17 protein-coding genes are annotated in these 19,039 nt (G+C 71.8%); 6 read left to right on the forward strand and 11 right to left on the reverse strand.

Annotated elements, in window-relative coordinates; all coding sequences use genetic code 11:
- The 4 genes from AB0J52_RS05910 to AB0J52_RS05925 form a co-directional block, all read left to right on the forward strand.
- Nucleotides 1-869: glycosyltransferase family 2 protein (locus AB0J52_RS05910; protein WP_500180429.1), on the forward strand; the 869-nt coding region annotated here is incomplete at its 5' end.
- Nucleotides 869-2,014, forward strand: a complete 1,146-nt coding sequence (locus tag AB0J52_RS05915; protein WP_500180430.1) for a GNAT family N-acetyltransferase — start codon at nucleotides 869-871, stop codon at nucleotides 2,012-2,014. The genes AB0J52_RS05910 and AB0J52_RS05915, both read left to right, overlap by 1 nt.
- Before the next feature lie 111 nt (nucleotides 2,015-2,125).
- Nucleotides 2,126-3,457: a glycosyltransferase family 4 protein gene (locus tag AB0J52_RS05920; protein ID WP_500180431.1), complete on the forward strand. Its 1,332-nt coding sequence runs from the start codon at nucleotides 2,126-2,128 to the stop codon at nucleotides 3,455-3,457.
- On the forward strand, nucleotides 3,454-4,110 hold the full coding sequence (locus tag AB0J52_RS05925; RefSeq protein WP_500180432.1) for a class I SAM-dependent methyltransferase: 657 nt from the start codon (nucleotides 3,454-3,456) through the stop codon (nucleotides 4,108-4,110). The genes AB0J52_RS05920 and AB0J52_RS05925 overlap by 4 nt, the downstream gene beginning before the upstream one ends.
- Here AB0J52_RS05925 and AB0J52_RS05930 read toward each other — a convergent pair.
- Nucleotides 4,107-4,958, reverse strand: a complete 852-nt coding sequence (locus AB0J52_RS05930) for a glycosyltransferase family 2 protein (protein ID WP_500180433.1) — start codon at nucleotides 4,956-4,958, stop codon at nucleotides 4,107-4,109. The two genes, AB0J52_RS05925 and AB0J52_RS05930, sit on opposite strands and share 4 nt — an antisense overlap.
- 5 nt (nucleotides 4,959-4,963) lie before the next feature.
- Between AB0J52_RS05930 and AB0J52_RS05935 the strand changes: the two genes are divergently transcribed.
- On the forward strand, nucleotides 4,964-5,512 hold the full coding sequence (locus AB0J52_RS05935) for a dTDP-4-dehydrorhamnose 3,5-epimerase family protein (protein WP_500180434.1): 549 nt from the start codon (nucleotides 4,964-4,966) through the stop codon (nucleotides 5,510-5,512).
- An 18-nt stretch (nucleotides 5,513-5,530) separates the two neighbouring features.
- Here the strand turns inward: AB0J52_RS05935 and AB0J52_RS05940 are convergent, their stop codons facing one another.
- Nucleotides 5,531-6,448, reverse strand: coding sequence for a phosphatase PAP2 family protein (locus AB0J52_RS05940; RefSeq protein WP_500180435.1), 918 nt, complete (start codon nucleotides 6,446-6,448; stop codon nucleotides 5,531-5,533).
- 113 nt (nucleotides 6,449-6,561) lie between these two features.
- On the opposite strand from AB0J52_RS05940, the gene AB0J52_RS05945 reads away from it, so the two are divergent.
- Nucleotides 6,562-7,596 (forward strand): right-handed parallel beta-helix repeat-containing protein, encoded by a 1,035-nt coding sequence (locus AB0J52_RS05945; RefSeq protein WP_500180436.1) that lies wholly within the window; start codon nucleotides 6,562-6,564, stop codon nucleotides 7,594-7,596.
- 229 nt (nucleotides 7,597-7,825) lie between these two features.
- Here AB0J52_RS05945 and AB0J52_RS05950 read toward each other — a convergent pair whose 3' ends face one another.
- The 9 genes from AB0J52_RS05950 to AB0J52_RS05990 all read right to left on the reverse strand — a co-directional run bounded on the left by AB0J52_RS05950 (nucleotide 7,826) and on the right by AB0J52_RS05990 (nucleotide 18,761).
- Entirely contained in the window at nucleotides 7,826-9,154 is a 1,329-nt protein-coding gene (locus tag AB0J52_RS05950; protein WP_500180437.1) for an O-antigen ligase family protein, read from the reverse strand.
- Nucleotides 9,155-9,726: 572 nt separating this feature from the next.
- A complete protein-coding gene (locus tag AB0J52_RS05955) occupies nucleotides 9,727-10,449 on the reverse strand; it encodes a YveK family protein (protein WP_500180438.1) in 723 nt (240 codons plus the stop codon).
- Between the two features lie 10 nt (nucleotides 10,450-10,459).
- Nucleotides 10,460-12,178, reverse strand: a complete 1,719-nt coding sequence (locus AB0J52_RS05960; RefSeq protein ID WP_500180439.1) for a hypothetical protein — start codon at nucleotides 12,176-12,178, stop codon at nucleotides 10,460-10,462.
- A gap of 161 nt (nucleotides 12,179-12,339) precedes the next feature.
- Nucleotides 12,340-13,227 carry a glycosyltransferase family 2 protein gene (locus AB0J52_RS05965; RefSeq protein ID WP_500180440.1) on the reverse strand — a complete coding sequence of 296 codons (888 nt, stop codon included), beginning with the start codon at nucleotides 13,225-13,227 and terminating at the stop codon, nucleotides 12,340-12,342.
- Nucleotides 13,228-13,232: 5 nt separating this feature from the next.
- Nucleotides 13,233-14,726, reverse strand: a complete 1,494-nt coding sequence (locus AB0J52_RS05970; protein ID WP_500180441.1) for a lipopolysaccharide biosynthesis protein — start codon at nucleotides 14,724-14,726, stop codon at nucleotides 13,233-13,235.
- A 68-nt stretch (nucleotides 14,727-14,794) separates the two neighbouring features.
- Nucleotides 14,795-15,820, reverse strand: coding sequence for a hypothetical protein (locus AB0J52_RS05975; protein ID WP_500180442.1), 1,026 nt, complete (start codon nucleotides 15,818-15,820; stop codon nucleotides 14,795-14,797).
- The gene (locus AB0J52_RS05980) at nucleotides 15,817-17,088 is read right to left on the reverse strand and encodes a DUF4910 domain-containing protein (protein WP_500180443.1); all 1,272 of its coding nucleotides are present in this window, start codon (nucleotides 17,086-17,088) and stop codon (nucleotides 15,817-15,819) included. The genes AB0J52_RS05975 and AB0J52_RS05980 overlap by 4 nt, the downstream gene beginning before the upstream one ends.
- Nucleotides 17,085-18,110 (reverse strand): NAD-dependent epimerase/dehydratase family protein, encoded by a 1,026-nt coding sequence (locus AB0J52_RS05985; protein ID WP_500180444.1) that lies wholly within the window; start codon nucleotides 18,108-18,110, stop codon nucleotides 17,085-17,087. Before AB0J52_RS05985 ends, AB0J52_RS05980 begins: the two co-directional genes overlap by 4 nt.
- 9 nt (nucleotides 18,111-18,119) lie before the next feature.
- On the reverse strand, nucleotides 18,120-18,761 hold the full coding sequence (locus tag AB0J52_RS05990) for a PIG-L deacetylase family protein (RefSeq protein WP_500180445.1): 642 nt from the start codon (nucleotides 18,759-18,761) through the stop codon (nucleotides 18,120-18,122).
- Nucleotides 18,762-19,039: the final 278 nt, after the last annotated feature.

The raw sequence follows: 19,039 nt of genomic DNA on the forward strand, positions 1-19,039 counted from the left end.
GCGCGGGCGTGCTGCGCGGCTGCCTGGACTCGATCCCGGGCGGCGCGGAAGGGACCCTGCTGCGGGCGGTCGTCGTGGTCGACAACGCCTCGCGGGACGACACGACCCGCATCGCCGAGGACGCGGCGGCCGAACTGCCGCTGCGAGTGATCGGGACGGGCCGGAACGCCGGCTACTCGGCCGCGATCAACGCCGGAACCGCCGTGCTCGACCTCGACGACCTGGACGCGGTGTTCGTCATGAACCCCGACTGCCGCTTCCAGAACGGCGCGCTCGCCGTGCTGGCCGGGGCGCTCGCTGAGGCTCCCGGGCGCGGCATCGCGGTCCCGCGCCTGCTCCATCCGGACGGTCGGATGCAGCCGTCGCTGTTCCGGCGGCCGAGTGTGCGGCGCGTCTGGTTGGACGCGCTCCTCGGCGGCCGCCGGTCCCGCTGGGGCGAGAAGATCACCGAAGCGTCCGCCTACACGCGCGCGCACGAGGTGGACTGGGCGACGGGCGCGGCGCAGTTACTCTCGGTGGAGACGATCCGGCGGGTCGGTCCCTGGGACGAGTCGTTCCTGCTCTACAGCGAAGAGACCGACTACGCGCTGCGCGCCGCCGATGTGGGGCTGGCCACCTGGTTCGAGCCGTCCGCCGGGGTGACGCACCTGGGCGGCGAGTCGGACACCAGTCCGATGCTGTACTCGCTGCTCACCGTCAATCGGGTGCGTCTGTTCAAGCAGCGTCGCGGGACGCTCGCCGCCGTCCCCTTCTTCCTGGGCATCACTCTGGGCGAGCTGCTGCGGGCCCTCGCCGGGCGCCGCACCTCGCGGGCCGCTCTGGCCGCGCTTCTGCTTCCGTCCCATCGGATCCGGGAGCTGAAGGCTTGATGACTTCCGGTTCCGGGGCCGACTTTGGGCTGCGCATTACCGGGTTCGACGCCCTGCGCCAGGCCGAGCTGTCCGCCTGGCACGCGCTGCGAGCAGCGGACGCGCGCTACGACAGCCCCTACTTTCATCCCGCTTTCGCGGCTGCCGTCCACACGTTGGGACGGCCCGTCACGGTCGCGGTGGCGAGTGGCGGCGAGCAGATCACCGGGATCTTCGCGCTGCATCGCGACGGCACGGTCGCACGCCCGGTCGGCTGGCCCGGCGCGGACTTCCAGGGCCCGGTCACGGCCGCCGGCACGCCGTTCCCGGTGGCATCGCTGGTCTCGGGGACGAGCGTCCGGACGCTGGAGTTCGACCACCTGCTGGACGGCTCGCCCGAGTTCGCGCCCTGGACCGAGTCGCGGCGGCCGTCGCCGTTCCTCGACGTCAGCGGCGGCCTGGACGGCTACCTCGGCCGCGCGTCCCGCAGCGGCCGGGACAACATGTCGCAGGCCCGGCGCCGCACCCGCAAGGCCGAACGGACCCTCGGGGCGGTCACCTTCGAGGCCGACGCGTTCGACCCGGGCGCGCTGGACGAGCTGATCGAGCTGAAGCGGGGCCAGTACGCCGCCACGAACGCCCGCGACTACTTCGCCGAGCCGTCCCGGCGCGAGCTGCTGCACCTCCTCATGCGCGCGCGCAAGGACGACGGGCTGCGGAAGTACGCGAGGACATCGGCGGACGACTTCGGTGGGGTCCTGTCGGTCGTCCGCGCCGGACCGCATCTGCTCGCGGCGCATTTCGGTCTGCGGTCCGAGGGCGTCCTGCACTGGTGGTTTCCGGTGTACGACCCGGCGCACGCGGCGTTCGCGCCGGGCTGGATCCTGCTCCGCGAGCTGGTCGCCGCCGCGCCGGAACTCGGCGTCACCCGCATCGACCTGGGGCGGGGCGAGGACGAGTACAAACGCCGCGCCAAGACCGGCGAGACGTACGTGTGCCAGGGGGCGGTGCTGCGCGGGCCGGTCGCGCGCGCCGTCCGGCGCGTCCGGAACAACGCCGTTGGCACCGCCCGGAATTCGTTGCGCGACACCCGGTTGGCTCCCGCTCTCCGCCGGGCCCGCCGCGCACTGGAGACCGCCCGTCAGCGCGAGGACGGTCCCCGATGAACCCGCCGAACGATCCACCCCGCACTCCACCCCGCATTCCACCCCGCACTCTCCGTCCCTCACCCGCCCGGCGCCCGGGGGCGCCGGCTCACCCCCCTGGATGCGTGAGCTTTGGCTGTTCACGGCGACAAGAGCGGCGAGCGCCCGGTCCGGCGGACACCCGCCCGGCGACGCGCCCTGATCCTGGTAGAGAACCTGTCCGTCCCGTTCGACCGGCGGGTCTGGCAGGAGAGCACGGTGCTGCGCGACGCGGGCTGGGAGGTGCACGTCATCTGCCCGCAGGGCGCGAAGAACGACACCGAGCGTGAGGCGTTCATCGACGGCGTCGCGATCCACCGCTATCCGCTGGACGCGGCGAGCGGCGGCCCGCGCGGCTACCTCACCGAGTACTCGACGGCGCTCTGGCACACCGCCCGGATCGCGCGGCGGCTCGTCCGCGAGCACGGCCCCTTCCACGTCGTGCACGCCTGCAACCCGCCCGACCTGCTGTTCCTCGTGGCGCGCATGCTGCGGAGGCACGGCACGCGGTTCATCTTCGACCAGCACGACCTGGTGCCGGAGCTGTACCTGTCGAGGTTCGGACGCGGCGAGGACTTCCTCTACCGGTGCGTCCGGCGGGTGGAGCGCGCGACCTACGACACGGCGGACGTCGTCATCGTCACTAACGAGAGCTATCGGGAGATCGCCCTAGCACGAGGCGAGAAGCGTCCCGAGGACGTGTTCGTCGTGCGCAGCGCCCCGGCGACGGACCGTTTCCGGCCCGTCCCGCAGCAGAACGACCTGAAGCGCGGCAAGAAGCACCTGCTCGTGTACCTGGGTGTCATGGGCCCGCAGGACGGCGTGGACTACGCGCTGCGGTCGCTGACCAAACTCCGTGACGAACTGGGCCGCGACGACTGGCACGCCGCGTTCCTGGGCGACGGAGACATGTTCGAGCCCCTCGTCCGGATGGTCGGCGACCTCGGCTTGGAGGACCGGGTCGAGTTCCCGGGGCGCGTCCTGGACGACCGTCTGCTTCCGTACCTGTCCACCGCCGACGTGTGCCTCGCGCCCGATCCGTACAGTCCGCTCAACGACCGTTCGACGATGAACAAGGTCATGGAGTACATGGCCATGTCCCGGCCTACCGTCTCGTTCGATCTGCACGAGTCACGCGTGTCCGCTGGGGACGCGGCCCTGTACGCGCCCTGCGACGACGAATCGGCGTTCGCCAAGCTCATCTCTCAGCTTCTGGACGACCCGGCAGAACGCGCGCGCATGGGAGAAGTGGGCCGCGAACGCGTCGCCGGTCCGCTCTCCTGGGACCACTCCCAGAAAGCGCTGCTGGCGGCCTACGATGCGGCGTGCGCCCCGGAGCGGATGCGTCGCGCCTCCCTGCCCCGCCGCGTGACGCGAGACCTGAACCGCCGCCTGACCCGCCGCACGGACAAGGAGGGCTCGTGAAGCAGACGTTGCGCAGCCGCTTCGTCGAAGGGCCCGACTCGCTCGGCGCGAAAGCCCGCAGGCGGCGGTGGGACATGTTCCGCCAGGCCTTCCCCGGCCTTGACGCGATGTCGGTGATCGACCTCGGCGGCACCTACGAGTTCTGGGAGCGCGCTCCCGTCCACCCGGCCCGCCTGCACATCGTGAACCTGCTGGAGAAGCAGCCGGACGACCTGCCCGACGGGGTGACCGCCGAGACCGGCGACGCCTGCGACCTGCCCGCCGACCTGCTCGGACGCGGATTCGACCTGGTCGTCTCGAACTCGGTCATCGAGCACGTGGGCGGCGTCGCGCAGCGCGAGCGCTTCGCGCGCGCGGTACGCGACCTCGCCCCCCGGCACTGGGTTCAGACGCCGTACCGGTACTTCCCGGTCGAGCCGCATTGGGTGTGCCCCGGTTTCCAGTTCCTTCCCCTGAGCGCGCGGGCGCGCCTGGCCGAACGCTGGCCGCTGGTGAAGGTGAAGCCGGAGGGACGCGAGGCCGCCATAGCGGACGCGCTGGGCGTCGAGCTGCTCGGGCGGACGGAGATGGGCTACCTGTTCCCCGACTCGGAGATCCTCGGCGAGCGGTTCGCGGGCCTGGTGAAGTCCCTGATCGCCGTGAAGCGAGGTTAGGAATGGCGACTGCTGGCGTCGGTCCCCCAGCTGACGGGACGCCCCCGCCGCGCCCGCGCGAGGCCCCTGTCCAGCGCCAGCACCGCCAGATAGCAGGCGGCCTCGACGGGCCCGACCCTCCGCGCGCGCACGAGGCGAAGCAGGTCGGACGGTCCCAGCCGGGACGCGGCCACCGGCCGTCCGAGGTCTGCGAGCTGCCGGTTGCCGAGCCGGACCCGGACCCGCCTGCGCAGATGCGCCCGGACGGTCCGCGCCGGGCGTACCACCGAGGTCGCCTCGGCGACGACCACGCGCTCGTCCGGCCCGAAGGTCGCGTGGACCCAGCCGTCGTCGGCGAGCAGGCCGTCCGGCAGTGGGAACACGCGCGCGTGCGCGTCGGCGGTCAGCACGTACACGCCCGTTCCGGCGAGCCCCCTGGAGGGCTCGACGAGGGCCTCGTGCGCGCGATGGACGCGCCGCGCCACCGGGCCGGCACCGGACAGGTCGAGTACCGGCCGGGGCGCGCAGGCCAGCACTCCGGGCCGGCGGGCCGCCTCCGCCAGCGCCCGGACGCCGGCGGCATCGAGCAGGATGTCGGCGTCGGCATAGACCCGGGGGAAGACGCGCGCGGCCTCGTCGCCGAGCCGCAGCGCGTTGGCCTTGCCCGGAGTCGCCGTCTCCACGACCCTGACGCCCGCGTCCCGCGCCACCCCGACGGTGCGGTCGGTGCACGCGTTGGCGACCACCACGACGTCGAACTCCCCGGGCGCGGTCCCTTCCAGGAGCCGCGCGAGCAGGGCGGCGAGGCCCGCCTCCTCGTTGTGCGCGGGGATGACGACGCTGACGACCGGCCCTTCGGTGAGGTCCACGACATATGAGAGTAGAGCGAACCAAGCTGGACGGGATGCTGCTCTTCGTCCCCGAGCCGCACCATGACGACCGCGGCCTGTTCACCCGGACGTTCGACGCCGCCGTCGCGTCCGCGCACGGGCTGGACCCCTCGGCGTTCATCCAGGACAGCCAGTCCAGGTCACGCTATGGGACCGTCCGCGGCCTGCACGGGCGGGGCGGGCGCGGGGAGGCGAAGCTCGTGCGCTGCGCGCGGGGTGCGGTCCTCGACGTCGTGGTGGACGCCCGGCCGGGATCGTCCACCTTCGGCCAGCACGTGACCGTCCGCCTGGACGACGAGACCTTCACGACGCTGTACGTCCCGCCGGGCATGCTGCACGGCTTCCAGTCGCTCACCGCCCTGTCGGACGTCTGCTACCGCATCGACCGCGAGCACGACCCGTCCGAGGACCTGTCCGTCCGCTACGACGATCCGGAACTGGCCGTCCCGTGGCCGCTCCCCGTCGCCGCGATCAGCGACCGGGACTTGGACGCGGGCTCATGGTCCGCCCTGCGCACACGCCTGACGGCCTGACCCTGGGGGGACGCCCCTTCAGGCAGTGCGCGTGAGGCCGGAGTCGCCGCTTGCCTCGCGGTCTCGTGCGCGCGCGTTGTGAGCTGGGCCGAGTCCGCGCAGCAGGAGGAAGGTCGTCAGTGTGGCGGTGCCCGCGGCCGCGACCGCCAGGGCACGTCCGGCGACGAGGGCTCCGTGCGGCGCCAGGTCCGGATCACCGGTCAGATCCAGCGCGGTCACAGCCTCGTGACCTGCACGAACGGCGATGGCGACGGAGATCGTCACAACAATCGCGAGAAAGCCCCCAACGATCCGCCCCCCGCCGTTCGTTTCGGTTAGTGGGACCAGGAAACCGCGGCGACGGAGGACGGCGATCGTGACGCACACACCGATCATGACGATGAGCGCGCTGCCCACGGTGTCGCTCGGACGGTGCCAGCTCACCGTCACCGTCGCCGCGCCGATCCCGGCCGAGCCGAGCAGCACCGGCGGGGCCGTCCACGCCCGGCGGCGCACCGGGACGGCCAGCAGCAGCCCGCACAGCACGGCCGTCGCGACCGCCGTGTGCCCGCTGGGGAACGAGCGATCCTCCCGGCGGAAGCCGTGGGCCAGCAGGATCGGCCGGGGCAGCACCGCCTGGAGCAGCTCGGTCGCCGCGACCGTCGCGAAGATCATGGCGACGGTCGCCAGGGCGATCGCGCGGCCGCCCGTCCGGTGGCCGATCCAGCCGACCGCACCGGCCGCCAGCGCCAGCGACCCGACCGAGATCGTGTCCAGCACCGACACCACGGGCGACCCGCGGTCCGGCCACGACGCGCGCAGCACCGCGTCCTCGAACCGCTGCCCGGGCACCGTCCACACCGCGAGCGCGTACACCGCGACCAGCAGCGCGCCGCACCCGGCGGCGACGCCCATGGGAACCGCGCCGGCCCGGCCGCCCAACCCCCGAGACGCCATGCCCACCAACGTAACCAGCCCCCACGCGCCGCCGGACGCGCCCGCTGGCCACATTCAGCCGTCACCAGGGGAACCCGCCCATCGGTCTTCCCGCTGTGCTCACAATGCGACCTATGACCGAGTCGTTCGGCCGGAGCCGGGCCCTGGCGGTCGCGACGGCGGGGCTCCTCGCCCTGGGCCTCGCGGCCTGCCGGGGCAAGGACGAGGCCGCGCCCGTCCCCACCGGCGCGACATCCAGTCCCGCACCCGGCTCATCGTCCGCGAGCACCCCGCCCAGCCCCTCACCGCTGCCCTCGGTCCCCACGGCCGAGTCGACGGCGACCCCCCGTCCGGCCGGGAACGGCCGCTGCCCGGCCTATCCCACACCCGACTGCACGGGCGCGCCGCACAGCCTGGCCGCGCCGCGCAAGGTCAGGCTGAACGTCGACGGCGACGCCCTGCTGGTCAGCAAGCCCGGCACGGTCCTGGACGGCGTCCACGTCCCGGGCGACCTGGTGATCGCGGCGGACGGCGTGACCATCCGCAACAGCGTGATCGACGGCCGCGTCACCAACGACTACCAGGACGCCAACCACCCCTTCACGATCACCGACTCCACCGTGGGCCGCCCCGACCGCTGCGTCAGCGAGGACGCCGTGGGCACCGCCCGCTACCGCGCGTCCGGCCTGCTCATCCGCGGTTTCAGCCACGGCTTCAAGGTCTCCGGCGACGCGGCGAAGGGCGGCGACGTCGAGATCACCGACTCCTACGTCAAGAACTGCTCGAACGGAGCCGACCACGCCGACGGCATCCAGGTGTGGGGCGTCCGCGACGCGCGCCACCTGGTCGTCCGGCACAACACCTTCGACCAGCGCGGCGTCTCCGACTTCACCGCGCCGCTGTTCCTCGCCGACAGCGCGGGCGGCACCATCAGCGACGTCACGGTCGAAAGCAACCTCGTCGCCGGCGGCACCTACAGCATCCAGCTGAAGCACGTCGCGGGCCGCCTGGTCGTCCGGAACAACCGCATGGTCGACAAGTCCTGGTCGTACGCCCCGGTCGAGTCCTGGTGCCACGCCATCCAGTCCTGGACGGGCAACACGGTCGTCACCATCGACGCCGCCTACCGCATCACCTCCACCGTCCGCCCCCTCCCCTGCGCGAACTGACCACCCGCCAGCGCCGCACAACCCGCGTTAACCCGTGCGCGGGACGTGCAGCTAGGGCCTGTCTCGAAGCGGCCTCAGCCACGCGCGCGAACGCGCTACCTGCTCGGTGGAGCGATGCCGAAGGCGAGTGGAACCGGGCAGATCGCGAAGCGATGCCGCGTTCGCCCAGACACGGTCACGTAGCGAGCCGCCAGGCGAGCGAAGTGGGCCGAGTCTGCGAAAACACAGCCTAGGGGGAGCGGGCGGGGGTGACTCGGGCGCGGATGGCTCGGGCGGCTCGGGTGTTGCCCGCGCGGACGCGCCAGGGGACGGCCGTCGTCGGCTCCTGGTCGCGGGTGATGCGGAGCAGCGCGCCGGCGGCTCCGACCATGAGGAACGTGAGGCCGGTGATCGCCGCGAAGGACAGGAGGTCGAAGGTGACCGCGCCGACGAGCGGGGCCGCGAGCGAGGCGGTGATCGAGAGCGCGAGGTCGCGGGTCTCCAGGTCGGAGAACGCCTTGCCGCGGGCGCGCAGGGAGGAGTACATGCCGCCGAGGAACAGCAGGACGAGCGCGGTCGTGCCGAGCAGGCCGGTCTCGACCATCGACATGATGTACTGGTTGTCGAACGCGTTGTAGGCCGGGAAGTGCCAGGTCCCGTCGCCGCGGCCGAAGATCGGGTGCTTGGAGACCTCCATCGCGGCCTGCCCGTAGCGGTGCTGGCGCGCGGTGATGCTGTCGTCGGCCTGCGCGTTGGCGAACAGGTTGTAGATCGCCCGCACCAGCCCGCCCGCGATCATCAGGACGGCGATCGAGCAGGCCGCAACCACGCCCAGCGCCCGGGTCCGCATCCGCGGCGGCCAGCCGGCGAGCAGCACGAACCCGATCGCGAGCAGCGTCAGCACGCCCGACCGCGACACCGAGAACAGCATCCCGGACAGCAGCAGCAGCGCCGACCCCCACCACGGCCAGGACGGTTCGCCGGCGCGCCGGGCGCGCAGCGCGTAGTGGATCGCGAGCGGCAGCACCATCGTGCAGACGATCCCGAACTCGATCGGATGGCCCGTCGTCGCCGCCACCCGCAGCTGGCCGCCGCGCGGGACCATCGTCGGGTTGTTGTCGCTGGTGTAGCGCAGCAGCGGGAGGACCATGTACTTGGTCAGGTCGAACATGAACAGGTACTGCAGCGCGCCGACGAACGCCGCTCCCGTCCCGCCCGCGACGACCCACTTCAGCAGCGTGTCCAGCCGGTCGAGCGTCCGGACGCCGTCGCACACCGCGAGCGTCACACCGGCGAACGCGACCGCCAGCACCAGCGAGTGGTCCAGCAGGTTCCGCTCGTCGGCGGGCAGGTAGCTGCTGTTCGCCGAGCCGTAGCAGGCGAACATCGCCGCCACGTAGAACGACGCGACCGTCCGCACGGCGGTCCGTCCCTTGGCCGCGCCCGAGTGCGCGACGAACTGCGCGGCCAGCCAGGTCAGCCCCATGCCGAGCGCGACCAGGTCGGCGGGCGTCAGCGAGATGCCCGTCCCGCGTACCACCAGCCGCGCGGGCACGATGAGCGTCGCGAGCACGAACATGATCCCGAGCGTCGCCCCGTCCGCTCGCGGCGCGACCGTCCCCCGCACGGGCCCCGAGCCCCGTTTGCCTCCCGAACCCCGTATGCCTCCCGAACCCTGGCCGCGTCCCGAACCTTGGCCGCGCCCCGGGCCCCAGACGCGTCCCGAGCCCTGGCCACGTTCCGAGATGTGGACGCGTTCCGAGATGTGGACGCGTTCCGCAGTCTGGCCATGGCCGGATTCCAGTACACGTTCTGAAGGCCCGGCGCGACGTCCGGAAATCCGGTGGCCCGGGCCGGTACGGCCGCGTTCCTGCACAAGTCCGCGCGTCCCTGTCCGGCCCCCGGCATCGCGGGCCTGGCCGGGAGTCGGCGGGGCGTTGACGGTGTCCTGGTCCGGCGGACGGGCGGCACGATCGCGCCGGACGTCCTGGGCTCGGTGAGCGCCGCTTCGGCCGATCGAGAGGGGGCCTTGGTGGGGATCGTTCGAGCCGTGGACGGCGGCGTCCTGGTGGTGCGTGGGGTGGTCACCGTCGTGGGCGGGGGAGGGTCTGGGAGGCGGGTCTTCGAGGGGGGTAGTGTCGTCGGGCACGGTCAGTGCTCTCCGGCGGGCTCGGGGGTGCGGCGGGGGCGGGGCGACAGGGGTTCGGGGTCGGCGGACTCGCGGCGGCGCCGGCGGTGCTCGGCGTAGCTCTCGCCGCCGTAGGCGAGGGTCAGCGCGACGATGACGGAGAAGGCCATGAACGCCACGGCGGCGCGCTTCTTGCCCTTGCGCTGGATGACGGGTGTCGTCGGCGGCACGGCGCTGCTGATCGTGATGAAGGTGGCCGGGGGAGCGCCCAGCGAGTGCTGGCGCTCGTCCAGGACGCGCTTGGCCTCCTGCACGATCCTGGCGTTGGTGTTGTACGCGACGGACTCGGACGTGCTGTCCACCTGGATGTAGATGAACGGGCTGCCGTTGTCGAGCAGTTCGGGGTTGTTGCTGCCGTTGCCCACCTGGACCTGCGTGGCGCCGCCGGGCGGCGCGCCGATCCGCTGGCCGATCTCGGGCGAGCCGAGCATCTGGATCAGGATCGCGGCGGTCTCGCTCAGCCCCCGGTCGTAGATCAGCAGCGGGTTCCGGTTGGGCTGTTTGCGCTGGTCGACCGTGATGTCGCCGCCGTTCTTCGGGCTGGACAGCACGAGCACCGACGTCGAGACCCAGTGCGAGGGGGTCATCTCGAAGACCGCGCCCGCCATCGCGAGCGACAGCACGAACGCCGGGACGGTCAGGTACCAGCGCCGGAACAGCACCAGCAGCGTGCTCCAGAAGTCCATCGCGTCCCGTTCACCTCACCCGGGGGGCGGGGGCGTCCTCGGGGTCCCCGCCCGGCTCGCGTTCGCGCGGGTCCGCCGCTTCGGCTCCGAGGATCTCGAACGCCGCCGTCCCCTGACGTCCCTTGTCCCGCGCCGTCTCGCCATCGCGCCACGACTCGTCGTCGCCGTCCACGACACCGGCACCACTGCCACCGCCACCGCCGCTGGGGCCGTCGCCGTCACCGCCGGCCGGTGCCCCGCCAGGATGGCCGTTCTCGTCCCGTGTCGCGTCGCCGAGGCGCCAGGGTTCGCGGTCGCCCTCCACATCGCGGTCGCTTCTGAACGTCCCGGCGAATCCGCGAGTCTGTTCGCTCCCGAGCGCCTCCCGGAAACCGAGCGTCTCGCCGAGTTCCCTTTCCTGCTCGTCCCCAAAGGCCTGCTCATCCTCGCGTTCGAAGGCCGAGCCGGATTTGAGCGTGTTTCGTGAAGCGGCCTGGTCGTAGCCGCCCGAATCGTCGTCGGCGGCCTTTTCGTGCTCAGGCCACGGCAAGTCTTCATGTTCGCGGACCGCCTCGTGCGCGCGCGTTGGCGCGTGTCCGTAGGAACGATCCGCTGCGCGTATCGCTTCCCGGTCGCGTGCTTGTTCCTGTGCACGCGTCTGCTCGCGTTCCAGCGTCGGCTCAGGTTCGTAAGTCTTGCGCCGGGGTGTCTCGGCCGGTCCGCGAATTCCGTCGCGCTTGCCCGCCACCGCCGAGCCGAGCGCCGGATCGCCGCCGAACATCGGATAAGGGGCGGCGAATGGCTCGGTCGGCTTCTTGGAAGGACGGTCATGGACGGTGTCGGCGGGGTCGCCGTCCAGCGGAAGGCCGTAGTCCGGGACATCAGAGCCTCGGGCTTCCGACGGGCCCGATCCGTTAGGCGACAGCGGAATGGGGTGCGCGTTCCCGGCGGGAGACCCCGCCTCTTCGCCCTCCCACGCGGACGCGTCACTCCGCGCGGAACCGGCCGCCGACCGGAGCGCGCCCGGACGTCGTGCCGGACGCAGCGGCCCGGCTTCGCCGGTCGAACCGTAGTAGAAGTCGTATGGCGTCTCGGCGGCGGCCTCGCGCAGGGCGCGGCGGCGGGCGCCGAGGTAGGCGATACCGAAACCGAGGCCGACGATCGCCACGAAGGCCGCGCCGGAGAACTCCCACTTCTGGGTCATCTTCGCTTTGGGGGACGACGCCGGGACGACCTCGGTGAGCATCAGGTAGGTCTGCTTGGGCGCGCCCAGGGTGCGCTGCCGGTTCACCAGGTCGTTGCGGAGGAACTGCTCGGCGTTGTGCACGATGTCGGTGACCGCGCCCTCGTTCGTGCTCGTGACCTGCACGAAGATGAACGGGCCGGTCTGGCTGGCGGTCATGACCTTGCCATCGCTGGTGCCGTCGTTGATGACGACCTTGGTCGGGCTGCCCTTGCCCGCGCCCATCTTCGTGAGCGCCTCGTCGGTCCCGGCGGCCTGGATGAGGATGGCGGCGGACGTCTTCAGCCCGTCGTTGAACTGGAGCAGCGGGTTGGTCGTCCAGCCGGGGCGGTTCGGGTCCTCCAGGCCGCCCGCGGACGGCGTGGTGAGCACGAGCAGGCTGGACGAGACGTAGGTGACCGGCGTCAGGACGAACGCGAGCGCCGCGACGCCGAGCCCGAGCACGACGACGGGCGGCCCGATCAGCCGGTTCCGGGCAATGCCCAGGATCGTCTTCCAGAAACCCATGTGTGCCCCCGGTGTGCCCCCGCGCGGACGAGGGCGGTTCGACTTCGCCGCGTCCCCGTGTCCCGGCGAATTGATGACGCTGTCATCGTGCATCCGGGTAGTGGGGATTTCATCGGTCCAGGTGTCGCCATGGCCACTACCGGCCGGTGGAAAAGGGCTGCTCACCGGGTATCACGCCCGGTCGCGAGGCGGGCCAGTTTCCGGGCGCGGTGTTCGGCCACGCGCCGTTCCCGGCGGACCCAGGCGGCCCGGACGGCGGCGCGGGCACGGCGCCGCTGCGCGTCGGTCAGCTCCGGGGTGTTCCGCGGGTCGTCGACCCATCGGTAGACCTCCAGGAATTCCAGCGTGGTCGCGCAATGCGCCTGCCACGACGGCACTCCCAGGCGGCGGCCCAGAACGGCCGGTTTCTCGGTCTTCCAATGGCGGTGGGCGAGGACCTCGTCGACATGTCCCCACGGCCCGGCGAGGGCGAGTTTCGTGGCCATCACCTCGTCCTCGCGCAGCATGTTCCGGCGCGGGAGGGAAAGCAGCACGTCGCGGCGGAGAAGGCCGTAGAGCGGGTCGATGAGGAGGTGGCTGGAATTCAGCAGCCGCAGCATCGTCGTGAAGCGCACGAGCGGGTCGTCGGACCCGAGACCCCGCTCGGTGAAGCGGGACGTGCTGACCGCTCCGTCATCGCCCTTGTAGGACGTCTGGGAGGTGACGTTGACGAGCCGCCCGTCCTTGCCGAAGACCTCCAGCGAGCGGGACACCAGCGTCGGCTCCAGGACGTCGTCGTCGCTGACCCAGCGGAAGTACTCCCCCGACGCCAGGCGGCTCGCGCTCATGAAGTTCGGCAGGATGCCGATGTTCTCCGGCTGCCGGTGGTAGGTGACGCGCGGGTCGCGCTCGGCGAGCGCCCGGCACCGGTCCGCGGTGTCGTCGTCGGACGCGTTGTCGCAGATCAGGAACTCCAGGTCCGGGTGGTCCTGGCCGAGGACGGACCGGGCGACCCGGTCGACCCGTTCCCCGGCGTTGCGCACGGGCAGCGCGATGGTCACCAGCGGCATGGCGGTCAGCCCTCCTTGGACGTGGCGGGGATCGGGAGCCGGTGCGCGGCGCGCAGGAACGCGTCCTTCGGGACGACGAGCAGCAGGTAGGCGAGGATGCCGAGGCCGCCGGCGACGGCGAGCCGCACGGCCGCGGCCGGCGCGGCCGCCGCGGTGAGCGCGTGGTCGGCGCCGAGCACGACGGCGGCGGTGACCGCCGCGGCCAGGGCCGGACGGGCGAGCGCGGGCAGCGCCGGGGCCAGCCGGACGCCCGCCCGGTGCAGGGCGGCGAGCGCGAGCGGCAGCGCGACCGCCGCGCCGACCAGCGCGTGCGCCGCGCCGACGCCGCGGATCCCGTCCGCCCGCACGCCCGTGAGCAGGGCCGGGACGAGCACGACGACCCACGCGAGGTTCAGCCACATCGTCGCGCGGGTGCGTCCGGCGGCGGTCAGGATGTCGAACGTCAGCGACGTGATCATCCGGACGGCCATGAGGATCGCGAGGTATCCGAGCACGACCGCGCCGGGCGTCCACCGGGCGCCGTACAGGAACGCCAGCAGCGGCTCGGCGAGGGTCGCGAGCAGGACCGCCGCCGGGAACACGAACGCCAGCAGCAGCGGCAGGGTGCGGCGGACGCCGTCGGACAGCGAGTCGGGGTCGTCTCGTTCGGCGAGCCGGGAGAACGCGGCCGTGGACACGTACCGGATCGCCTGTCCGATCAGCGTCGGCACCCAGCTCGAGACGTTGAACGCGATCATGTAGTAGCCGATCGCGACCGTCCCGAGGACGTGCCCGACGATCACGTAGTCGGCGTTGAGCAGCACGGACTCGATGCCGAGGGACGCGGCGAGCGGCAGCCCGAAGCGCAGCAGCCGAGCGGCGACAGCCCGGTCGAACCCCGCCCCCGGCGGAACGTCCGCCCACTTCAGGATGAGCGCGCCCGCGACGACGGACGCGACGACCTGGCCCCACACGAAGCTGTAGGGCCCGAAGTCCGAGAGCGCGAGCACGACGGCCACCGGCGCCTGGCACACCAGTCCCGCCAGGTTCGCCTTGACGATCGTGTCCTGCCTGAACGCGCGCATGAGGGAACCGCTGCGGACGGCCGTGATGCCGTCCACGACCACCACGACGCACAGCAGCCGGATCGGTCCCGTGGCCGCGTCGCTGTGCGCGAGGTGCGCGTAGTACGGCGCCGCGAACCAGCACGCCGCGTACACCAGCGCGCTGGAGACGAACGCGAGCACGGTCGCGGTGCGCGCCATCTCTTCGAGCTTCCCGCGCCACTGCACGACCGCCGCGATGATGCCCGCGTCGTTCACATGGATGAGGAAGGCCCATGCCGCCAGGGCGATGGCGAAGACGCCGAAGTCGTTGGGGGCGAGCAATCGCGCGAGCACGAGGTTGAGCGCGAACGACCCGGCTTTGGTCCCGACCGTCCCCAGCAGGCTCCAGCTCAGCCCGCGGCGCGTCTTGGCCCCCAGCGACCGCTCGTCGGCCTGGGCGCCGTCCTCGCTCACGGGGTCGCCCGAAGCGTCGTTCAAGGCATAGCCCGAAGCATCCTTCAAGGCATCATTCGAAGCTTCGCTCAAGGCGCGTCCTGGACGCGTTCCAGCCAGATCTCCCGCCAGAAGGGGACGAACTCGCGCGGGCAGTTGAAGTTGTAGGCGCCCTCGCAGACCAGGCCCTCCAGGATGATGCAGGGGGTCTTCATGATGAGCAGCCGCCCCGTGCGCTCGTCGAGGACCCTCTCCACCCGCGCGCGCACGCGAGCCGTCTTGCCGCAGTGCCGGGCCATCTCGTTCTCGAAGCCCATGCCCCGGTTGAGCAGGTCCTTGTTGAGCGTCTTGATGATCTCGTCACGCGACTTGATGCGGACGAGCTCGCCCGGCTTGAGATCGAGGTTCTCCACCGGGGTGCGGCCGTCGAGCGCTCCCTCGAACAGGGCCCAGCGCAGCCCGTTGTTGATGAGCAGGGGCTTCGGCAGACGCGTGCGCGTGACATCCTGGTACCGGTTGTAGCCGGCGATGAGGAACGCCCTGACGGACTCGCCGACCGTGTTGTTGCCGGTGCGGACGTCCTCCACGAACTGGCCGACGTTCTTCACGCCGACGCGTTCGGGCGCGGCCCGCAACAGCTCGGTGGCCTGGCACGAGTAAAGAACCTCGCTGTCCCCAGCCGTCTCTTTGCGCGTGTTGATTTCGAGCAGGGGAAGCAGCTTGCGCATGCCCTCGTCCTGGTCGGCGGGCACCGGCTCCGGAGCGGGGCCTGGGCCGACGCGCTTCAGCCAGGCCTCCTTCCAGTAGATCGAGCACGCCGTCTGGCAGCCGCCATGGGACGCCCCGTCGCAGCGCGCCCCCGTGAGGTGGACGGCGTCCTCCATCCGGCGCATGCCGGACCGGCTGATGGTGTCGCAGAGCTTGTGCGCCACCTTGTGGACGGTCATCCGGCGCCCGCAGTACGCCAGCATCTCCGGCATGAACGGCAGGCCGTCCAGCTCGCCCCGCGCGTCGAGCGTCGCGAGGATCTCCTCCGCGCCGCGCACCTCGACGACGTCGCCGACCTTGAGGCCGGTCCTGGGCCCCTTCTCGGGCCCGGCCTTCAGCTCGGTCATGGTTCAAGCTCCTTGAGGAGTCCGGCATCGCGCAGGGCGTCGGCGGCATCGGCGACGGCGGCGAACGGGAGGTCGGATCGGCCGGCGATGTCGAGGAGGCTGTGCCCGCCGTCGGACAGGTTCAGCACCCACAGCATCGCCATCTGGGTCTGCTTGGTGTCACTGCGTCCGCCCAGGGACGCGTACAGTCCGCGGCGTCCCAACTGGGGTTCGCCATAGGGACTGAGGTTCAGGTACGTCCGGTCGCGTTCCAGCACCTGGACGGCTTCCCAGAGCGTTTCGAGGGTGTCGCCCATGGCCGCGGGGGAAACGAACGCGGGGTCGTCCCCGGACGTGTGGTACTCGGGATACCCGGCATACGGCGTGCGCGTCAGCGAGCCCACGGGAAGGTCAAAACCGGGGGAGCAGTACTGACGCTCGTCGTACCCGTAGGGGGAGAAGTCGAGAATCGTGTGCGAACGCCCCTGGAGCACATATTCGAAGGCCCGGTCTATGGACGCGTCGCCGCGACGGCTCCGCTTGTAGTGGATCTGACCCTCGTCCCCCGCGCACGCGAGGGTGAGGCCATGGGCGATGGCGTCCACACGAGAACGGTTGCGGGCCAGCCAGGTGATGGCCCCGATGGTTCCGGGCGCGAAGATGAAGCGGAAGGTGTGGCGAGGCTCGTATAGCCGCTGCGCCAGGGCGACGGCGACCGCGATCCCGGCCAGGTTGTCGTTGGCCAGGGACGGGTGGCAGAGGTGGCAGGAGACCAGCACTTCCCTATCGGTGATCCCCGGAATGACGGCTTCGCCATAGGTGAGGTGACCGTCTCCCAAGGTCGAGTCGATGAAGACCTCGAACGGACCGTCCCCCATGGACGCGCGGGTCTCCTCACTCAGGCAGAAGCCCCACGTCTCGGAGTAATAGCTCGTCCTATAGGGAACCAGGGTCGGCTGCTCGGGCAGCGTGTGCAGATGCGGCGCGAGAGCGTCCATCGTCATCGTCGCGTGCACCGGCGTGCTGTAGCCGACGACGTGCAGGTTCAGCGCCCGGAAATCGACGATGCGCTCCCCTGTCGCGACGTCCTTGATGTAGGCGTCGCGGATGTTCCATTCCCGGGGGACCGTCCAGTCGAGCACGTCCGTGCCGGTCGGCACCTCGTGCGCGCGCAGGGACGGCAGGTACTCCCCCACGATGCCGAGCGTCTGCCGGACACCGTCCCCCGTGATGCTCCGGCACAGCGGATACATCCGCCGCACCAGAGCGTGCATCTCGTCCGGTGTCATGCGCGGGTGGTCCGGAAGCCGTCGTCGAGGGTCCCGGCCTCGCGGCGGTCGGCGAGCCTGGCGAGACGCGTGAAGCGCCGGTCGAACGCCTCCTGCGTCAGTCCGTGCTCGCGGTACGCCGTGGCGAGTTCCCGGGCGCCGTCCGCGACGGACCAGGCGCAGTCGAAGCCGGGAAGCGACTCCCGGATGCGCGCGAAGTCCACCCGGTAGGACCGCGGATCACCGCCCGTCTCCCCCGTGATGACCAGCTCGGCGTCCGGGACGGCGTCCTTCACATGCTCTGCGATCTGCGCGACCTGAAGGTTGTTGCGCTCGGTCCCCACGTTGAACGCCTTCGCATGGACGGCCTCACGTGGCGCGTCCAGGACGGCCGCGAACGCGGTCGCGATATCGCGCGCGTGCACGAGCGGACGCCACGGCGTCCCGTCCGACATCACCTTCACCACCCCGGACAGCAGCGCGTGCCCGACGAGGTTGTTGAGGACGATGTCGGCGCGCAGCCGGGGCGAGAACCCGAACGCGGTCGCGTTCCGCAGCGACACAGGGGAGAAGTCGTCGTCAGCGAGCTCGAAGATGTCGTCCTCGACCCGCACCTTGGACTCGGCGTAAGGGGTCACCGGACGCAGCGGAGCGTCCTCGTTCACCAGCGCCTCACCGCTCGCGCCGTACACCGAGCATGTCGAGGCGTACAGGAAGCGCCGCACCCCGGCCTCGCGCGCGAGGCGGGCCAGCCGGGACGCGGCGTGGTGGTTGATGTCGTAGGTGATCTCCGGGCGCAGCGACCCCAGCGGGTCGTTCGACAGCGCCGCGAGGTGCACCACCGCGTCGAAACCGGCGAGCGCGTCAGCCGACACGTCGCGGAGGTCGACCGCGAGCGCGGGCGGGTCGTCCGGGGACGGCCCGAGCACGCAGTCGGCGAACAGCCCGGAGTCGAGGCCAGTGACCTCGTGCCCGGCCGCGGTCAGCACGGGCGCCATGACCGTGCCGAGGTACCCCTGGTGGCCGGTGAGCAGGACGCGCAAGGCAGCTCCTCAGAATCGGAGGGTGAGTTTGCTGGTGTGGAAGGCCTCGGCGTAGCGGTCGCCCGCCTGCACCCCGCGCACGCGCGCGAGGCCGCGGAACGTCTCGTCGTCGAACCAGGAGCGGTCGTGCTGGGAGGGGTAGCAGCGGCGCAGCAGCTCGATCTTCTCGGTGACCACGGACTCGGCCAGCGGCACGAAGACCTCGGGCTGCAGCAGGTCCGACTCCCATTTGAGGATCTCGTAGCCGAGCGTCATGTGGTCGCGGAACACGGTCGGGACGAGCTTGGCGAGGCCCCGGTGGTCCTGGTGGGCGTCGGTGGCGCACGGCGCGAGGATCAGGTCCGGGTCGCAGCCGCGCCGCACCTCCTCCAGCGCCTCCTTGGTGCGCTCCCAGTAGGCGGGCAGCCGGCCGTCCGGCATGTCGAGGACGGCCACCTCCACCCGCGCCTTGGGACAGAAGGCGTCCAGCGCCTCCCGCTCCTCGGCCTCGCGCACCGTCCCGGCGCCCGACAGGATCAGGGCCCGCACGCTCAGCCCCGGATTGGCCCGGCAGAGCTGCAGCAGCGTCCCGCCCGCTCCGAGCGGCACGTCGTCGCAGTGCGCCCCGAGCAGCAGGATCTCCGAGCAGTGCCCCGGCGTCAGTCTGATCATTCTCTCCTCGTCCCGGTCACCGCCGCCGCCCCCCGGCCGCAGCCGCGTCCGACCGGCCGTGCCCCGCCCCGGGCCCGTCCGGCTCCCGCACCATCCGCGGCCCGCCCGGGCCGCGGCCCCCTCCGCCCGCCCCGGCTCGCGCCGCGCCGGACCGGAGGGCCGTCTCGTCCCGCGGCCGACCGCCGCGCGGCCGACCGCCGCCTTCCGCACAGCGCGGAGCAGCGCCGCCTTCCGCACAGCGCGGAGCAGTACCGCCTTCCGCGCCGCGCTCCGTGCCG

Source organism: Spirillospora sp. NPDC049652, assembly GCF_040675125.1.
Taxonomy (GTDB): Bacteria; Actinomycetota; Actinomycetes; order Streptosporangiales; family Streptosporangiaceae; genus Spirillospora.